This is a genomic window from Streptomyces sp. AF1A (assembly GCF_047340315.1).
GTDB lineage: Bacteria > Actinomycetota > Actinomycetes > Streptomycetales > Streptomycetaceae > Streptomyces.
Genome location: NZ_JBLEBI010000154.1, coordinates 1 through 16,765, shown reverse-complemented (window position 1 = coordinate 16,765; position 16,765 = coordinate 1). Strand labels below are relative to the sequence as shown.

Below are 16,765 nucleotides of genomic sequence, written 5' to 3'. Positions count from 1 at the left end.
CGACGGTGGACAGCAGCTTCACCGTGTCCTCGTGTCCGGCGGGGCAGACCGCGGGCGCCCCCGAATCGGACATCGGGCGGCTCAATTCGAACGTGTTGCCGCAGCTCCGGCAGCGGTATTCGTAGCGAGGCATGAGGTCAGCGTAACCGCGAGGGCCGGTTGAGGCGTCTCAATGTTTGATGAGTGTTACAGGACGCCTGCGCAGGAATCGAAAACTTCGCTGATAACTTGTGAACGCCGTTGCGAGGACGCTCAGCTCACCGCGCGAGCAAGAGCGAGTGCGGGGAGGGGGGACGCATAGTGACCGATGCGTCGCAGGGGGAGGAGGGCCGTTCGGGGATGGACGGCCGCGACGAGCAGCAGCCGCTCGACTCCGACATGACCCTGCATCTGAGAGTCGATGCTCTCAGGGCTGACGAGACCATGCAGTTGCGCGTGCCCCCGGCGATCGAGCCGGCGCCCACCGGCGGCCGGGCCGAACGCCGGCGCAGCACGCGGCCCTCGGCGCGCGAGCGAGCCGTCACGGCGGCCTCCCGCGCCCTGGCGCCGCTGGCCCCGTACGCGCGGCGTCTCGAGCCCTACGCGCGCCGCCTCGCGCCCTACGCGCGCCGCCTCAAGCCGGTCTATCCGCGCCCCGGCCGGGTCGGCTGGCGGCGCTGGATACCCTCCTGGCGCCAGTGGCTCGGCGCCACCCTGGCGTCGTTCGGCCTGCTCGGGGCCTTCCTGGTGACCGCGTACGCGCTCACCGACATACCGAGCAACCTGAACTCGTACGCGACCCAGCAGGACAACGTCTACTTCTGGTCCGACGGCACCCCGATGGCCCGTACCGGCTGGGTGCAGCGCCAGGCGATGCCGCTGAAGGACATACCGACGGACGTCCGTTGGGCGGTGCTGGCGGCGGAGAACGAGACCTTCTACACGGACCCCGGCATATCCGCCAAAGGCATCACCCGGGCGCTGTGGCGCACGGTGGGCCAGGGGGACACCGAGGGCGGCTCGACCATCACCCAGCAGTACGTCAAGAACGTCTATCTGAACCAGAACCAGACCGTAAGCCGCAAGTTCACCGAGGCGATGATCGCCCTCAAGCTCGACAACAAGATGACCAAGGACCAGATCCTGGAGGGCTACCTCAACACCAGCTGGTTCGGGCGCGGCAGTTACGGCATCCAGCGCGCCGCCCAGGCCTACTACGGCAAGGACGTCAGCAAGCTCAACGTCTCCGAGGCGGCCATGCTCGCCGGGCTGCTCAAGGGCGCCGGCCTGTACGACCCCACGCTGGGCAAGGCCAACCACCAGCGGGCCGTGGAACGCTGGTCCTGGATCCTCGACCGCATGGTCAAGATCCACAAGCTGTCGCCGCAGGAACGCGCCAAGTACACGACGTTCCCCGAGCCGTTGAAGAGCAACCCGCTGTACAACACCGGCGAGCAGAGCGACTACCTGGTGGAGCTGGCGTCGCAGTACGCCAAGAAGGCCGGTCACCTGACGGACAAGCAGTTCGACCTGGGCGGCTACCAGATCTACACCACCTTCGACCGCAAGCGGGAGAAGGCGCTCACCGCCGCCGTCACCAAGGCCCGCAAGCAGGCCCGGCAGGACGACCCCGACACCGCGAAGAACGGCCACTACGGTGCCGCCTCGGTGGCCACCGACGGCCGGATCCTCGCGGTGTACGGCGGCCCCGACCACCGTACCCAGGGCTACAACGAGTCCAACGCGACCACTGTCCCGGCCGGCAGCGCGTTCCTGCCCTTCGTCTACGCCGCCGGGCTCGAACACGGCGTCCACAAGACGCGCGGCGGACCCGCCACCCCCGTCACCCCGGACAGCGTCTACAACGGCGACGACGGCGTCCCCGTCACCACCCCCGAGGGCCCCTACTGGGACCGCAGCGGCAGAAAGGTCGCCGCCCACAACGACGGCGACAAGTCCTACGGGCAGATCACCCTGCGCAAGGCCCTCGCCCAGTCCGTGAACACACCCTTCATGCAGCTCGGCATGGACACCGGCCTCGACCAGGTACGCAGGACCGCCCAGGCCGCGGGGCTGCTGCCCTCCAGCATCGGCCCCCAGGTGCCCGCCCTGTCCCTCGGCACCTCCACCCCCAGCGCCATCCGGATGGCCAGCGGATACGCCACCTTCGCCGCCGGCGGCACCCACACCGAGCCGTACTCGGTGCGCCGCATCACCCGCAACGGTGCCCCGGTCCACCTGGCCGCCCCCCAGCCCACCCGCGCGGTCAGCGTCCAGGTGGCGCAGGAGGTCGAGGACGCGCTCACCGACTCGTTCCGCGCCGCCCACCCGGCCCAGGCCGGCCCGGGGGTGGCCGGAAAGGCCGGCACCAACGGCCAGGACACCGCGGCCTGGTACGCCGGCACGGACGACTCCGTGTCGACGGCGGTCGTCGTCTACCGCATGGACCTGGCGAAGTCCCTGGAGCCGCTGCCGCTGAAGGGCCTCGCGGGCACTTCGCCGGACAGCGTGCCCTACGCCCTCTGGTCGGCCGCCATGGGCCTGGACTGACCGCCCGGCCCTCAACCCCCCTCGACCACACGGAGATCGAGCCGCGCATGTCTCGTATGAACCCGCCGAAGGGCCGGCGCCGCGCCACCGGCCGCCGCCTCCCCGCCGCTGCCACCCGCCCGCAGGTCCTCACCCTCGCCGCCTTCCTCGTCGTGGCCTCCCTGGTGGCCGGCTTCCTCGCGCTGAGCCGCCCGGACGCCACCGCGCCGACCGCCGCCTCCGGAAAGGGGGCCAAGCCCAAGCCCTCGGCGAGCCCCACGTGGGACGGCAGGACGCACGTCCTCGGTGACGGCTCCACCTCCTACACCGGCCCGCAGAAGGGCACGTTGAAGCCCGTACCGCTCAAGCCCGGTGAGAAACCGCCCCAGTTCGTCGTCTTCTCCTGGGACGGCGCCCTGGAGGGCGACGACCACCTCTTCTCCCACTACCGGGAGATGGCCCGGCAGTACAACGCCCACATGACCTTCTTCCTGACCGGTATCTACCTGCTGCCCAAGAGCAAGAAGGACCTGTACCACGGCCCGATGCACCAGCCCGGCGACGCCGCCATCGACTACCCCACCGACGAGCACATACGCACCACCCTGGAGCAGCTCCGCCTCGCCTACGAGCAGGGCAACGACATCGGCACCCACTTCAACGGCCACTTCTGCGGCGCCAAGGGCGGCGGCGACTGGAGCGTCGCCCAGTGGAAGAGCGAGATCGACCAGTTCTACTCCTTCGTGGAGCACTGGAAGACCAACACCGGCTACAAGGACATCCCGCCGCTGCCCTTCGACTTCAAGAAAGAGGTCACCGGCGGTCGCGCGCCCTGCCTGGAGGGCCAGCCCAACCTGCTGAAGGCCATCAAGAGCTACGGCTGGCGCTACGACGCCAGCTCCCCGGGCGACTTCCAGATATGGCCCGCCAAGAAGAACGGCATATGGGACTTCCCGCTGCAGATGCTCCCCTATGAGAACGGCAAGTTCCAGGGCCTGTCGATGGACTTCAACTTCCTCTACAACCAGTCCGGCGGCGAGACCGACGGCGACGCGGCCAAGTACCCCCAGTGGCTCCAGCAGACCGTCGACTCCTACATGGACGGCTTCAACCGCGTCTACTACGGCAGCCGCGCACCGCTGTTCATCGGCAACCACTTCGAGCACTGGAACGGCAGCACCTACATGAAGGCCATCGACCAGATCATCCCGAAGATCTGCACCAAGAAGGGCGTCAAGTGCGTGTCCTTCAAGGAACTCGCCGACTGGCTCGACGTGCAGAAGCCCGCCACGCTCGCCGCGCTGCGCAGCCTCGACCCCGCCCAGTCCCCGGACTGGTCGACCGTCGTCAAGTGACATACGCGCAGGTCGGGTTCCACTTGTGCCACCCCCTTCACACGGGCCGCACACGTCGTGCGAAGATGCCCCATCCCGGTAGGCGTACCGGCAAAGAGGGGAAACATCATTGAAGTCAAGAAGACTGAGCCGTAAGAGGCGTCGCGCCACCGTCGTCAGCGCCTCGGCCGCCGCCCTGGTCGCCGGCGTGGCGCTCATACCCAACTGGAGCGCGGGCGCTGCGGTCACCGACGACCCGACGGTGGACGCCGCCACCAAGGCGACCTTCCAGAAGCTCGCCGACGCGGTCTTCACCGACCGCACCCAGGCGCTGGTGGACGGCGCGGGCAGCGCCCGTACGCACCACGCGGCGGGCTTCTCCGGATCCGTCCGCCTCTCCGGCGGCCAGACCCGCGAGCAGTCCTCCGCCGTCGGCCAGCTGCGCGCCCGCAAGGCCCGCCTCGCCGAGCTGGGCGAGAAGTACAGCGCCGGCAGCACCAAGGTGACGCTCGACGCCACCGAGGTCCACGGCCGCAACGCCAAGGTCGCCGTCACCGAGACCACGACGCTGACCTACAAGCAGGGCACCACCACGGCCAAGGGCCCGAAGACCACGGGATTCCAGGCCCACCACGAGCTGACCTTCCACGCCGGGCGCGACGGCGACTGGCAGCTCACCGGCATCCACGACACCGACGACGGCTACCTCGCGGTCAACCAGGTCGCCACGCCGTCCACGGCCAAGGACAAGACCGTCGCGGCCACCGCCGGCCCTCCGGAGGCACCCCGCGCGGCCACCCGCTACCCGGCACCGGCCAACGCGAAGAAGCTCACCGGGGGCGCCTACGACTACAAGGCGATGGTCGCGTACGCGCAGAAGTACTGGAACCACTACAACCCGGACTACCCGAACTACAACGGCGAGGGCGCCGGCGGCGACTGCACCAACTTCGTCAGCCAGGTGCTGAAGGCGGGCGGCTGGAAGCACGTCCCCGGCTACACCAGCGACTACACCAAGTGGTTCGGCAACGCCGACATCCAGTCCGACTCCTTCGTCGGCGTCAACGAGTTCTCCTGGTTCGCGCTGTCCTCCAAGCGCGTCACCCCGCTCGCCAACGTCTATCAGGCGGACCTCGGTGACGTGATCCAGATGGACTTCAACCGGGACGGGTCGAAGGACCACACCATGGTCGTCACCTACCGTGACAAGTCCGGTGTGCCGTACGTGACGTACCACTCCACCAACACCTACAACAGGTCGGTGGCCAGCCTCGTCGCGTCGTACCCGAACGCGTACTACTACGCCTACCGCACCTGAGCGGCGGCCCGCCCGGGGCGCCACTGGGCACCCCGGGCGGGCCGGAAACGGGTCGTCGGCCGGGCTCGGCAGCGGGCGGGCAGCCGCTCACTCCAGCCCGCGCCGGTCGTCCTTCGCGGCCGCCCTGTCCTGCGCGCCGGGCAACGGCGTGGACCTCGGCGGCGTCCCGGTCCCGTGCTCGTGCCCCAGCAGATCGGCGCTCTCGGGGTGCCGGGCCCGCCAGTACGGGTTGTCGTGCGGCAGGGCGTGGCCCACCCGGCCGTACATGCCGAAGGTCATCAGCAGCAGGCCCACGACGAAGCTGAACAGCACGTTCTGGATCTTGAACGCCAGGAAGTTGTAGGGCGTGTCCAGCAGGCCCAGGAACAGGAACCCGTTCAGCAGGAACAGGATGCCCAGGACCATGTTCAGCGTCGAGGCGACGTTCCCGCCGATCACCATTCCGACCAGCAGCAGCGCCCCGATGCAGATCGAGAGCACGCTCAGCGCACCGTTGCTGTTCAGCCCGGCCGCCATGTTGCCGCCGGTGTCGAAGAACCCGATGTGGTTGAGCAGACCCAGGATGCCGAACGCCACCAGGAACGCGCCGATCACGCCGGCGCCGATCCGATAGACCAGGTTCAGCTTGTGGTCGACCGGCAGGTGCTCGTCGAAGGAGATCCGCCGTCGCGGCCTCGTGTGCACTGTGTGTGTAGCCATGTCCGCCTCCCTCGGGCTCCAGCGGAGGCCATCCGTCCGTCCAATATCCGCCTGCCCGCCCCACCCGGCAACACACACGGGCCCGAACGGGCGGCCGCACCGGGCTCAGTGCCCGCCGCCGCGCTCCTCGCGGATCCGCGCCACCACCTGCGCGACCGTCTGCCGCACCGCGTCCGTCTCGGTGAGGAAATGCCAGTAGTCCGGGTGCCGGCCCTCCAGCGAGCCGACCGCCCGCTCCAGCCGGGCCACCGCCTCGTCCAGCGGCCGCGCATGCCGCGGATCGGGCGTCGTACGGCCCGTCATCGCCAGCCGCTGCGCGTCCCGGATCGCGAACCGGGTCCGCTCCGTCTCCGCCTGCGGATCCTTCTGCACCGCGTTCAGCCTGTTCAGCCGCTCACCGGCGGCCGACACCGCGTCGTCGGTGGCGTTCAGCAGCGCCCGCACCGTCGACAGCAGCGACGTGGCCTCCGGCCAGCGCTGCGCGTCCCGCGCCTGCTGCGCCTCCCGCAGCTTCGCCTCCGCCTGCCGGACGTTCTCCGCGGCCTGCTCGGGCACCCGCTGCAGGTCCTGCCAGCACGCGGCCGCGAACCGCCGCCGCAGCTCGCTGAGGACCGGGTCCACCTGACCGGCCCGGGTGGTCAGCGCCTGCGCCCTGGTCCGCAGCGAGACCAGCCGGTGGTCGATCTCGGCGGCCCTCTGCGGCAGCTGCTCGGCCTCCGCCCGGATCGCCCCGGCCTCCCGCTGCACCCGCTGCGCCCGGTCCAGCGTCTGCTGCACCCCGTGCTGCCCGGCACCCTGGTTCAGTTTGGTCAGCTCCGGCGACAGGGCGGCCAGCCGCGCGGCCAGGTCGTCGGCCCGCAGACCGTGCGCGCGCACCCCGTCCAGCGCGTTGCTCGCGGCCAGCAGCGCCTGCCGGGCCCGCTCCACCGCCGGCGCCACCTGGGCCAGCCGCGTCTCGGCCGTGCCCAGCAGCGGCCCCAGGGAGCTGCCGAAGCGCTCCAGCTCCTGCTTGACCCGGACCAGCTCGTCCCTGGCCGCGGTCAGCTCACCGCGTGCCCGCGCCGCCGCCCCGGCCTCCAGGTCGGTCCGGTCCAGATCATGGGCGTCGACGGCCTGGATGTAGCGCTGGCTCACCTCGTCGATCCGCCGGCCCAGCGCCTCGAATGCGGAGACGGCGCTCCGCGCGGCGGGCGAGTCGTCCACGGCCGTGATGGTCTCGATGGAGATCCGCAGATCCCGCTGCGCGGTGTCCAGCTCGTAGAACGCGGCCGCCGCGGCGTCCTTCGCCGCCTGCGCCTCGGCGCGCTGGCTCTCCGCCCGGCCGCCGAACCAGCGCCGCGTGCCCCCGCCCGCGAACGCGGCGGGCAGCGCGAGCGCGGCCAGCAGCGGCAGGCCCATGAGCGCGAGCGTGTCCCGCAGGGCCGTCGGCCCGCGCCGGCTCCCCGCGGTGGACGACGGCGGGTGCGGCTGCGTCGATGGCGTGCCCGGTCTCGCCGTCACATCCCTCTCCCGTGCTGTGGTTCGCCCTGGGTGGTGTCATTCTCCCACCCGTTGTGGACGAACAACACGGGCCGGTCAGTTCGCGGTCCGTACCGTGACTTCCCCGTTGGAGGAGCCGGCCGTCACGGCGTGCCGGCTCCTGTCGTCCTTGGGCACGGACACCGACACCCGCCCGTTGTCCGACTCCGCGTCGACGTGATACGCGGCGCGGGGCAGCGCGACCGTCACCCGGCCGTTGTCGCTGTGCGCGTGCACGAGGTCGGGTACGGCGCCGAGCGTCAGGTCCACCGCGCCGTTGCTGACGTCGGCCCGCACCCGGCGCGAGGCGACGTCGGCGCGGACCGCGCCGTTGTCGGAGTGCAGATCCAGCGCCCCGGTGGAGTCCGTGACCCGCACGGCGCCGTTGCCGGTACGGACGGCGAGCGGCTCGGCGAACCCACGTGCCCGCACGCCCCCGTTGCCGTCGACGACCGCGACCCCCAGTCCGCGTGGTACCTCGATGCGGTACCGCACCGCACAGTCGGCGACGACCCCCGAGCAGTGCATGCGCAGCGTCAGTCGGTCGTCCTGGAACGACCAGCTCACGCGGGGCCTGCCGCCCACGATCACGGACGCCTCGAACCACCGCGTGACCCGGACCGTCCTCCCGTCCCCCCGGGCACCGACGATCTCCAGCGACGCGTCGTCCGAGTCGACGGTGAGCGTACGACCGTGCACCGCGACGGACCGGTGGTCCGGGTGCTTGTCGTCCCCGGCGGACGCCCCGCACCCGCTGACCCCGGCGATCAGGGCCCCCACGGCCAGCACCCCGGCGACGGCACGCCCACCACTGCGACGGATCATCTCGGTTCCTCCCCCGAATTCGGCTTGGGACGAACGTAGGCGTTCGGGCCTCCCGAAGTGATCCGGCGTGCTCCCGGATCCAGGGTGGGGACAACCCCCGCTCGGCCCCCGTTCTCCGGCTGTTCGGGTTTGCCGTGCACCGCCTCCGGCAAGGTAGGCTGTCAACTCGTCCTGGGCGCACGGCCCGGGTCCGGGTGCGTAGCTCAGGGGTAGAGCGCCTGCCTTACAAGCAGGATGTCGGCGGTTCGAAACCGTCCGCGCCCACCGACGAACCGAAGCCCCCGGCCGATGGCGGCCGGGGGCTTCTGTCGTCATTCCTTCTTCTGGGACGCCTCCTCGTGGGCGTGCTTGAGCCTGCTGCGGGCCTCCATGCGTTGTTCGGCCGCGACGTCGGCCCAGAAGCGGTGGGTGCTGACGAAGACCGCGAGTTCGTGTTCGCGCCGCCGGAGCTTCTCGACCTCGGCCTGCTCGTCGGCGGTCCAGCCGGGGGAGGCGGGCCGCTCCACCTTGCGCCAGCCGTTGTCGTCGCTGAAGCCGTCCGCCGGCTCGACCGACCAGGGCAGCCTCTTGAGCAGGGCCGACAGCTCGGCCCGGACCTGATGCAGCTCCTCCTGCCCGGCGAGGAGGTCACTGGGGAATTCATAGGTCGTTGCCACGCGCCAATGCTACGCCTGTTCGATTTTGGTCGGCGAGCTCGTCCGCCCGGTTCACGCGAACGAGTGTTCCGATCCGGGATCCACCCTGGGCGATCCGCGTGAGACTGGGGGCATGTGCCGGAGTATCAAGACGCTGCGCCCGCCCGTCCTGCCCGACGAGGCCACGGACGACGACATCCGCGCCGCCGCGCTGCAGTACGTGCGCAAGGTCTCGGGGTTCCGCACCCCCGCCGCCCACAACCGCGAGGTGTTCGACGTGGCCGTGGAGGCCGTGGCCCGGGCCACGGCCGAACTCCTCGCCGGGCTGGAGGTGCGAGGGCACGCCGTCCGGCAGCGGTCGGGCGAGGGGGCCGGGTAGCGGGAGGGGCCCGGGTGCACCCCGGTTGTCATGGCCCTCGATGGCCCTTAAGTGGCAATTAAGCGCCGGGTGTTCGACTTCGGTGTACCGGTCGCGTCCGTGCGTCGGATGCACCGCCGTGCACATCGCGCCAGGGGCCGATTCGGTCATGCCTCCGGGCGTCGGTGTCGCCGTGCGGGCCCTCCGAGGTGCGGCCGCGCCCGGAGCGGAGCCGTAAGGGGAAGTGGAACCATGGCCAAATGTTGAACTAGCAAGCACAGGTTAGGTCCGCCTAACCTGGGTTCCCCTTCGGTACCGCCGCCCCCACCGGCCTGCCCCCGACCGGCAGGCTCGACCGACACCGAAACGGAGAACCCCATGCTGTCCGCGCGTCTCAACTCCGTCCAGCCCTATGTCGTCGGGCTGTTCCGCATCGTCGTCGGCCTGCTCTTCGCGGCGCACGGCGCGGCCTCCCTCTTCGGCGTCCTGGGCGGCGCCATGGGCACCCACGGCGGCACCATCGAGGCCGGCACCTGGCCGGGCTGGTACGCGGCCGTGATCCAGCTGGCCGCCGGCACCCTGGTGCTGCTCGGCCTCGGCACCCGTGGGGCCGCGCTCGTCGCCTCGGGCTCGATGGCGTACGCGTACTTCGACATCCACCAGAAGGCGGCGCTGTGGCCCATCCAGAACGGCGGTGAGCCGGCGGCCATGTTCTGCTGGGCGTTCTTCCTGCTGGTCTTCACCGGCTCCGGCGCCTTCGGCCTCGACAGACTCCTCGCCCGGCGCACGGCGGACCAGACCGTGCCCGCCGCGCCACGGGCCCCGATAGCGGCCTGAGCCTCCCTGAGCTCCCTGAGCTCCACGGACGTCCCTGCCATGGCGCTCTTCCGCCGGCCCGGCCGGCGGAAGAGCGCCGCGTGCTGTGCTGTGGCGGCGCTTGGGTAACAGAAGCACCCGCACGCCCCCGCTGTCACACCCGCGGCGTACGCTGTACGGCTGTCAACGGGGGAGCAACGGGAGTCGTCGTGTGGGAGAGCGTGGGGTCGCTTGCGGCCGGGCCGTGGATCTATGCCGTGGTGGTGCTGTCCGTGCTGCTCGACGTGTTCGTGCCGGTGCTGCCGAGCGGTGTGCTCGTCATCGCGGCGGGCACGGCCGCGGCGGCGGGTTCGGGCGCGGCGACGGGGCGCGTCCCGCACAATGTGCCGGACCTGCTGGCCCTGATCCTCTCCGCGGCGACCGCCTCGGTCGTCGGTGATCTGGTGGCGTACCGCCTGGCGTGGCGGGGCGGTGACCGGCTGGACCGGGCGATAGCACGGTCGCGACGGCTGACCACCGCGCAGGAACGTCTCGGCGAGGCGCTCGCCCGGGGCGGCGGCGCCCTGGTCGTACTGGCCCGCTTCGCCCCGGCCGGCCGCTCGGTCGTCTCCTTCTGCGCGGGCGCCGCCCACCGCCGTGCCCGCGACTTCCTGCCCTGGTCCGCCCTGGCCGGCCTCTCCTGGGCCGCCTACAGCGTGGCCCTCGGCTACTACGGCGCCCGCTGGCTGGGCACGACCTGGCTGGCGACCGGCGTCTCGATCGCCGCCCTGTTCGCGGCGGGCGCGGCGGCCGGTTTCCTGATGCGACGCCGACCGGTGTGACGGAGGGCCGCGGGGCCCGGCGCGGGCAGCGGCTCGCCGGCCTCGGGTCCGGGTGGCCGGCCCCAGGGCCCGCTGTGGCTGGTCGGCCGTACGGCCGTGGGCCGGCTTCGGGTGGTCGGCCGTTGGGCCCGCTTCGGGTGGTTGGCCCTGGGCCCCGGCTCCGAGTAGGCCGGCCGCGCGCTCTGGTTCGGCTGGCCGGCCTGGGGCCCGCTTCGGGTGGTCGGCAGTGACCCCGGGCTTCGGGTAGTCGCCTGTGGGCCTCGATTGCGTGTGACCGGCGGGAAGGCGATCCGCGGCCGGCCCCTGACGAACGCGTCGGGCCGGCCCCGGGCAGCCGTCCACGGGGCCGGCCCCGGACGGGCGGCGCGGCCCCGTGTGGCGTGGTGGGGGTTCAGCAGCTGGACAGGTAGCTCTGCAGCGCCGACTTCTCGGCGGAGTCGACCGAGAGGTCGTAGTAGTACTTCACCTGGACCCAGGCGCGGACGTAGGTGCACACATAGGCGGAGCGGGGCGGGACCCAGGTGGCGGGGTCCTGGTCGCCCTTGGACTGGTTGACGTTGTCGGTGACGGCCAGGAGCTGGGGGCGGGTGACGTCGTTGGCGAAGGCCTGGCGCTGGGCGGTGGTCCACTTGCTCGCGCCGGAGTCCCAGGCCTCGGCGAGCGGCACGAGGTGGTCGATGTCGACGTCGGAGGGGGAGGTCCAGGTGGCGCCGTCGTAGGGGGAGTACCAGCTGCCGCTGGTGGCGGTGCAGGCGGAGTTGGTGACGACGTTCGTGCCGTCCCGCTTGAGGATCCACTCGCGGGTGTTGCAGGTGCCGGAGATGGTGATCCAGGTCGGGAACTTGTCGCGGCTGTAGCCGGTGCGGTTCTCCGTGGCGACGGTGAGCTGGGCGAGGTAGCTGCGGGCGGTGGCGGCGCTGACGGGGGTGGGGAGGGCGGCGGAGGCGCTGGGGGAGTCGAACAGGGCGGCGCAGGCTAGCAGAGCGGTGAGCGCCGCGAGTATGCTCAGCCGTCGACGCGCGTAGAACTTCGGCATGCGAACTCCCTTGTGGGGTGGGGGATTTGGGCGCGAGCGAGGGAATGCTCGCGGGGTCGAGTTGCCGGAGGGTGAGCGCTCGGTAAGAAGCTAATGACGTGCTCATGACAGGGCAAGGTTCAAGCCGCGACTTTTGCGTCCCGTACTATGGGGAGCGCAGAAGGGGAGTAGCTCTTCGCCGGACCGTCGACATACTGCTCAGCCAGCCTGAGCCGGCGCCCGGAGGCGGACCTCGTGCGGGCCGCCCAGCGAGACCTTCGGCAAGCAGTGCACGTCCGTGTCCCCCCGGCGCGGACGCCGAGTGCGCTGCCGTGCCGAGGTGTCATCGCGTGACGTCACACACTCTCGGCGGGGCAGCCCCGACCGATTGAGGAACCTTGATCAGCATCACCGTGACGGCGCTCGTCTTCGGCGTCATCTTCCTCGCCGAACTGCCGGACAAGACCGCGCTGGCCGGCCTCGTCCTAGGCACCCGCTACCGCGCCTCGTACGTCTTCGCGGGCGTCGCCGCCGCCTTCCTGCTGCATGTCGTCCTCGCCGTCGCGGCGGGCAGCGCCCTGACCCTGCTGCCCCAGCGGCTCGTGCACGCCCTCACCGGCGTCCTCTTCCTCGGCGGCGCCGCGATGCTGCTGTTCCACAAGGGGGATGAGGAGGGGGAGATCAGGAAGCCCGCCGACCAGTCCTTCTGGAAGGTCGCCGGGACCGGCTTCATGCTCATCCTGGTCGCCGAGTTCGGCGATCTCACCCAGATCATGACCGCCAATCTCGCCGCCCGCTACGACGACCCGATCTCCGTCGGCCTGGGCGCGGTGCTCGGCCTGTGGGCCGTCGCGGGACTCGGCATCGTGGGCGGAAAGGCCCTGATGAAGCGGGTGCCGCTGCGGCTGATCACGCAGATCGCGGCGCTGCTGATGGTGGCGCTCGGCGTGTGGAGCCTGTGGGAGTCCGTGGCGGGCTGAGCTGAACGGCGGGTGAATGCCTGCCGGGGGTGGTGGCGCGACGCCACCGGGTTTTGTACCGTGAAAGAACAAAGTGGCTCCCGCCCGTTTCCCCTGACCGGCGGGCGGGGCCGCCTTGTCCCTCCCTGCGTCCTTCCCGACTCGGGGCCTTTTTTCGTTCCTGGAGCTACCGATGACGGCCACCGCCTCACCCACCGTCCTGACCGCCCGTGCCCTCCTGCTCGACATGGACGGCACCCTCGTCGACTCGCACGCCGTGGTGGAGCGGGTCTGGCGGCGCTGGGCCGAGCGGCACGGGCTGGACGGCGACGAGGTGATGAAGGTCGTCCACGGCCGGCAGGGGCACGCCTCCATGGCCGTACTGCTGCCCGACCGGCCCATGACGCAGAACTACGCTGACAACGCCCGCATGCTCGCGGAGGAGACCGCCGACACCGACGGCGTGGTGGAGATTCCCGGCGCGGCCGCCTTCCTCGCCTCCCTCGACGGCCTTCCGCACGCCCTGGTGACCTCCGCCGACGTCGCCCTGTCGACCGCCCGCATGACCGCCGCCGGGCTGCCCCTGCCCGAGGTCCGGATCACCGCCGAGTCGGTCGGCGCGAGCAAGCCCGACCCCGAGGGCTTCCTCAAGGGCGCCGCCGAGCTCGGCGTCGAGCCGGCCGACTGCGTCGTGTTCGAGGACTCCGGCGCGGGGATCGCGGCGGGGCGCGCCGCGGGCATGACGGTGGTCGGCGTCGGCCCCCGGGCCGCGGTCCACCGCCCCGACGTGGCCGTACCGGACCTCACCCGGGTCCGGGCGGAGGCGACGGCGGACGGGAGGATCCGGCTGCGCCTGGGCTGACGGCGCCTCCCGGACGCCCGCCGAAGCGGGGCGTCCCGCCGGGCGGCCTCGGGGCGCCCGCGTCCCCCGTGCGGTGCTCCACCGGATCTCCCGGGGCTCGACAAGCCATAAGCGGTGACACCGACCACGATGGAAGTGGTTCACCCGCGTCCCGAGCCCCGGGAGGTCTCCATGGCCCTGGACACGCACGGCACGGGGAAGGGGCTGACCGGCGCCGAACACGTCACCGGCAACGCGTTCGTCTCGATCGGCGCGCTGCTCCTCGGGCTGCTGCTGGCCGCGCTGGACCAGACCATCGTGTCGACGGCGCTGCCCACCATCGTCAGCGACCTCGGCGGCCTCGAGCACCTGTCCTGGGTGGTGACCGCCTATCTGCTGGCCTCGACCGCCGCCACCCCGCTGTGGGGCAAGCTCGGCGACCAGTACGGGCGCAAGAGGCTGTTCCAGACGGCCGTCGTGATCTTCCTGGTCGGCTCGGCGCTGTGCGGCACGGCGCAGAACATGCCGCAGCTCATCGCCTTCCGGGCGCTGCAGGGCCTGGGCGGCGGCGGGCTGATCGTGCTGTCGATGGCGATCGTCGGCGACCTCGTGCCGCCCCGCGAGCGCGGCCGGTACCAGGGCCTGTTCGGCGCGGTGTTCGGCGCGACCAGCGTGCTCGGACCGCTGCTCGGCGGGGTGCTCACCCAGCATCTGAGCTGGCGCTGGGTCTTCTACGTCAACCTGCCCGTCGGCGTCGTCGCGCTCGCCGTGATCGCCACCGCCCTGCGCATCCCGCGCCGCTTCGCCCGCCACGTCATCGACTACCTCGGCACCTTCCTGATCGCCGCGGTCGCCACCTGCCTCGTCCTCGTCGCCTCCCTCGGCGGCACGACCTGGGCCTGGGGCTCGGCCCAGATCATCGGGCTGGCCGTGCTGGGCGTCGTGCTCGCCGCCGTGTTCGTCGGCGCAGAGCGGCGGGCCGCCGAACCGGTCCTGCCGCTGAAGCTCTTCGGCATCCGCACCTTCACCCTGTCCGCCGTCATCAGCTTCATCGTCGGCTTCGCGATGTTCGGCGCGATGACCTATCTGCCGACCTTCCTCCAGGTCGTGCACGGCATCTCGCCGACCCTGTCGGGGGTGTACATGCTGCCGATGGTGGTCGGCCTGCTGCTGTCCTCCACCGTCTCCGGGCAGATCGTCAGCCGCACCGGCCGCTGGAAGGTCTTCCCGCTCGCCGGCACCGCCGTCACCACCATCGGCCTGCTGCTCCTGCACCGGCTCGACGAGCGCAGCCCGACCGCCGAGATGAGCGCCTGCTTCTTCGTCTTCGGCCTCGGTCTCGGCCTGGTCATGCAGGTCCTGGTGCTGATCGTGCAGAACGCCGTCGGCTACGAGGACCTGGGCGTCGCCACCTCCGGCGCGACCTTCTTCCGCTCCATCGGAGCCTCCTTCGGCGTCGCCCTCTTCGGCACCGTCTTCGCGAGCCGCCTCGCGCACAACCTCGACGCCGCCTTCCGGGGCCTGCACCTGCCGCCCGGCGTGAGCGCGCACGCGCTGCAGTCCGACCCGCGCGGCATCGCCCATCTGCCGCCCGGCCTGCGCCCCGCCGCCCTGCACGCGTTCGCGTCGGCCATCACCGACGTCTTCCTCTACGCCGCCCCCGTCGCCCTCCTCGGCTTCGCGCTGGCCTGGTTCCTGAAGGAGGACCGGCTGCGCGGCGCGGTGACCGCGCCGGACGTCTCCGAGACCATCGCGCCCAACCCGGTCGAGCGGTCCTCCTACGACGAGTGCTGCCGGGCCCTGTCGCTGCTCGGCACCCGCGAGGGCCGCCGCGAGATCTACCGGAAGATCACCGAGCGGGCCGGGTACGACCTGCTGCCCGCCGCCAGCTGGCTGCTGCTGCGCATCCGCAGATTCGGCTCCGTGGAGCCGGGCGTGCTCGCCGAGCGCAGCCCCGTCCCGCTGGAGGCCGTCCTCGCCGCCGTCCGCCAGGTCGAGGAGCGGCACCTGGCCGAACGCCGGGGCCTGGACCTGTATCTGACCGAGTCGGGGCGCGAGGTCGCCGAACGGCTCGCTTCGGCCCGCGAGGAGTCGCTGGCCCAGCTGCTCGGCGACTGGTGGCAGCCGGGCCGCTCCACCGATCTGAGCCAACTGGTGAAGGAGTTGACCGGCGAGCTGTGCGGCTCGGAGCGCGAGCGCCCGCACAGGGCCGCGCCGACCACGCTCACCTGACCGCCACCAGCTCCTTGCGGAACCAGTGCTCGGCGTACTGGTCGTCGTTGTGCGGGCCGGTCTCGGCGTAGCCGAGGCGCGCGTACAGGGCGCGGGCCTCGACCAGGTCGCCGCGGGTGTCCAGGACCAGCCGCCGGGCGCCGAGGGCGCGGGCCGCCTCCTCGGCGGCGCGCACGAGCAGCGCGGCGCCGCCCCGGCCGCGCGTCGCCGCCACCACGAACACCCGCGTCAGCTCCGCCGTGTCCGGCTCCAGCAGCCGTACGCCCGCGCAGCCGGCCGGCGCGCCGTCGTACCGGCCGACCAGCAACTGCCCGGTCGGCGGCGCGAGTTCGGCGCCCGTCGTGGCCGCGATCTCCCGCTCCAGCTCCGCCGGATGGGTCCGGCGGCCCTCGTGCAGCAGGTACCAGCGGTCGCTGACCTCGGTGTAGTACGCCCGCCACAGTGCGGCGGCCACCGGTGAGTCGTACGGCTCCGGGCCGATCGTCCACGTCATGCCGGTCATTGTCGGCCGCGGCCGGGTGAGCGCCCACGGAATTTCTGGAGACTGGGTGCCGTGAACCGCACCGACCGTCTCTACGCCCTCGTCGAGGAGTTGCGCGCCGCCGCGCCCCGCCCGCTCAGCGCCCGCGCGCTCGCCCGCCGCTTCGAGGTCAGCGTCCGCACCATCGAGCGCGACCTGTCCGCGCTCCAGCAGTCCGGAGTGCCGATCCACGCGGAAGCGGGCCGCAGTGGCGGCTACGTCCTCGACCGGGAGCGCACGCTGCCGCCGCTCGCCATCACCCCGGCCGAGGCGACCGCGCTCGCCGTGGCGCTGCACGCCCTCGCCGGAACGCCGTTCGCGGCGGACGCGCGCAGCGCGCTGCACAAGGTGCTGGCCGTGATGCCG

At 71.8% G+C, this 16,765-nt stretch carries 17 protein-coding genes and 1 tRNA gene; 11 read left to right on the top strand and 7 right to left on the bottom strand.

What is annotated here, in order from left to right; genetic code table 11:
* A partial coding sequence (locus ACLU3S_RS29055) for an FmdB family zinc ribbon protein (RefSeq protein WP_413954933.1) occupies positions 1-133 on the bottom strand: 133 nt, incomplete at its 3' end.
* Between the two features lie 245 nt (positions 134-378).
* Here ACLU3S_RS29055 and ACLU3S_RS29050 point away from each other — a divergent pair.
* From ACLU3S_RS29050 to ACLU3S_RS29040, 3 genes are all read left to right on the top strand, one after another.
* Positions 379-2,529, top strand: coding sequence for a transglycosylase domain-containing protein (locus ACLU3S_RS29050; RefSeq protein ID WP_413954932.1), 2,151 nt, complete (start codon positions 379-381; stop codon positions 2,527-2,529).
* A 56-nt stretch (positions 2,530-2,585) separates the two neighbouring features.
* Complete coding sequence (locus ACLU3S_RS29045) at positions 2,586-3,863, top strand: hypothetical protein (protein WP_413954931.1); 1,278 nt, start codon at positions 2,586-2,588, stop codon at positions 3,861-3,863.
* Positions 3,864-4,038: 175 nt separating this feature from the next.
* On the top strand, positions 4,039-5,160 hold the full coding sequence (locus ACLU3S_RS29040; protein WP_413954930.1) for an amidase domain-containing protein: 1,122 nt from the start codon (positions 4,039-4,041) through the stop codon (positions 5,158-5,160).
* A gap of 87 nt (positions 5,161-5,247) precedes the next feature.
* Here the strand turns inward: ACLU3S_RS29040 and ACLU3S_RS29035 are convergent, their stop codons facing one another.
* From ACLU3S_RS29035 to ACLU3S_RS29025, 3 genes are all read right to left on the bottom strand, one after another.
* A complete protein-coding gene (locus tag ACLU3S_RS29035) occupies positions 5,248-5,859 on the bottom strand; it encodes a DUF4383 domain-containing protein (RefSeq protein ID WP_413954928.1) in 612 nt (203 codons plus the stop codon).
* A gap of 105 nt (positions 5,860-5,964) precedes the next feature.
* Entirely contained in the window at positions 5,965-7,359 is a 1,395-nt protein-coding gene (locus ACLU3S_RS29030) for a hypothetical protein (RefSeq protein ID WP_413954927.1), read from the bottom strand.
* Between the two features lie 75 nt (positions 7,360-7,434).
* Positions 7,435-8,202, bottom strand: a complete 768-nt coding sequence (locus ACLU3S_RS29025; protein WP_413954926.1) for a DUF4097 family beta strand repeat-containing protein — start codon at positions 8,200-8,202, stop codon at positions 7,435-7,437.
* Positions 8,203-8,394: 192 nt separating this feature from the next.
* Here ACLU3S_RS29025 and ACLU3S_RS29020 point away from each other — a divergent pair.
* Positions 8,395-8,466: transfer RNA gene (locus tag ACLU3S_RS29020), tRNA-Val, on the top strand.
* Positions 8,467-8,513: 47 nt separating this feature from the next.
* On the opposite strand, the gene ACLU3S_RS29015 is transcribed toward ACLU3S_RS29020, so the two are convergent.
* On the bottom strand, positions 8,514-8,858 hold the full coding sequence (locus ACLU3S_RS29015) for a hypothetical protein (protein ID WP_413954925.1): 345 nt from the start codon (positions 8,856-8,858) through the stop codon (positions 8,514-8,516).
* A 112-nt stretch (positions 8,859-8,970) separates the two neighbouring features.
* Here ACLU3S_RS29015 and ACLU3S_RS29010 point away from each other — a divergent pair, with 112 nt between their 5' ends.
* The 3 genes from ACLU3S_RS29010 (at position 8,971) to ACLU3S_RS29000 (ending at position 10,832) form a co-directional block, all read left to right on the top strand.
* Entirely contained in the window at positions 8,971-9,216 is a 246-nt protein-coding gene (locus tag ACLU3S_RS29010) for a DUF2277 domain-containing protein (protein WP_413954924.1), read from the top strand.
* 360 nt (positions 9,217-9,576) lie between these two features.
* Positions 9,577-10,032, top strand: a complete 456-nt coding sequence (locus tag ACLU3S_RS29005; protein ID WP_413954929.1) for a DoxX family protein — start codon at positions 9,577-9,579, stop codon at positions 10,030-10,032.
* 188 nt (positions 10,033-10,220) lie between these two features.
* Positions 10,221-10,832, top strand: coding sequence for a DedA family protein (locus tag ACLU3S_RS29000; RefSeq protein ID WP_413954923.1), 612 nt, complete (start codon positions 10,221-10,223; stop codon positions 10,830-10,832).
* A 391-nt stretch (positions 10,833-11,223) separates the two neighbouring features.
* Here ACLU3S_RS29000 and ACLU3S_RS28995 read toward each other — a convergent pair whose 3' ends face one another.
* A complete protein-coding gene (locus ACLU3S_RS28995; RefSeq protein WP_413954922.1) occupies positions 11,224-11,868 on the bottom strand; it encodes an HNH endonuclease family protein in 645 nt (214 codons plus the stop codon).
* Between the two features lie 377 nt (positions 11,869-12,245).
* On the opposite strand from ACLU3S_RS28995, the gene ACLU3S_RS28990 reads away from it, so the two are divergent.
* The 3 genes from ACLU3S_RS28990 (at position 12,246) to ACLU3S_RS28980 (ending at position 15,879) form a co-directional block, all read left to right on the top strand.
* Complete coding sequence (locus tag ACLU3S_RS28990; RefSeq protein ID WP_413954921.1) at positions 12,246-12,827, top strand: TMEM165/GDT1 family protein; 582 nt, start codon at positions 12,246-12,248, stop codon at positions 12,825-12,827.
* A 172-nt stretch (positions 12,828-12,999) separates the two neighbouring features.
* On the top strand, positions 13,000-13,668 hold the full coding sequence (locus ACLU3S_RS28985) for an HAD-IA family hydrolase (RefSeq protein ID WP_413954920.1): 669 nt from the start codon (positions 13,000-13,002) through the stop codon (positions 13,666-13,668).
* Positions 13,669-13,839: 171 nt separating this feature from the next.
* Positions 13,840-15,879 carry a DHA2 family efflux MFS transporter permease subunit gene (locus ACLU3S_RS28980; RefSeq protein WP_413954919.1) on the top strand — a complete coding sequence of 680 codons (2,040 nt, stop codon included), beginning with the start codon at positions 13,840-13,842 and terminating at the stop codon, positions 15,877-15,879.
* Here ACLU3S_RS28980 and ACLU3S_RS28975 read toward each other — a convergent pair.
* Positions 15,872-16,381, bottom strand: coding sequence for a GNAT family N-acetyltransferase (locus ACLU3S_RS28975; RefSeq protein WP_413954918.1), 510 nt, complete (start codon positions 16,379-16,381; stop codon positions 15,872-15,874). The two genes, ACLU3S_RS28980 and ACLU3S_RS28975, sit on opposite strands and share 8 nt — an antisense overlap.
* A 51-nt stretch (positions 16,382-16,432) precedes the next feature.
* Here ACLU3S_RS28975 and ACLU3S_RS28970 point away from each other — a divergent pair.
* The coding region (locus ACLU3S_RS28970; RefSeq protein ID WP_413954917.1) for a helix-turn-helix transcriptional regulator at positions 16,433-16,765 on the top strand (333 nt) is incomplete at its 3' end.

What these genes read in the sequence shown, in the direction of transcription:
- ACLU3S_RS29050 (WP_413954932.1), top strand. Translation starts at nt 379, where the DNA reads ATGACCCTGCATCTGAGAGTCGATGCTCTCAGGGCTGACGAGACCATG.
- ACLU3S_RS29045 (WP_413954931.1), top strand. Translation starts at nt 2,586, where the DNA reads ATGAACCCGCCGAAGGGCCGGCGCCGCGCCACCGGCCGCCGCCTCCCC.
- ACLU3S_RS29035 (WP_413954928.1), bottom strand. Translation starts at nt 5,859, where the DNA reads ATGGCTACACACACAGTGCACACGAGGCCGCGACGGCGGATCTCCTTC.
- ACLU3S_RS29025 (WP_413954926.1), bottom strand. Translation starts at nt 8,202, where the DNA reads ATGATCCGTCGCAGTGGTGGGCGTGCCGTCGCCGGGGTGCTGGCCGTG.
- ACLU3S_RS29010 (WP_413954924.1), top strand. Translation starts at nt 8,971, where the DNA reads ATGTGCCGGAGTATCAAGACGCTGCGCCCGCCCGTCCTGCCCGACGAG.
- ACLU3S_RS28995 (WP_413954922.1), bottom strand. Translation starts at nt 11,868, where the DNA reads ATGCCGAAGTTCTACGCGCGTCGACGGCTGAGCATACTCGCGGCGCTC.
- ACLU3S_RS28985 (WP_413954920.1), top strand. Translation starts at nt 13,000, where the DNA reads ATGACGGCCACCGCCTCACCCACCGTCCTGACCGCCCGTGCCCTCCTG.
- ACLU3S_RS28980 (WP_413954919.1), top strand. Translation starts at nt 13,840, where the DNA reads ATGGCCCTGGACACGCACGGCACGGGGAAGGGGCTGACCGGCGCCGAA.
- ACLU3S_RS28975 (WP_413954918.1), bottom strand. Translation starts at nt 16,381, where the DNA reads ATGACCGGCATGACGTGGACGATCGGCCCGGAGCCGTACGACTCACCG.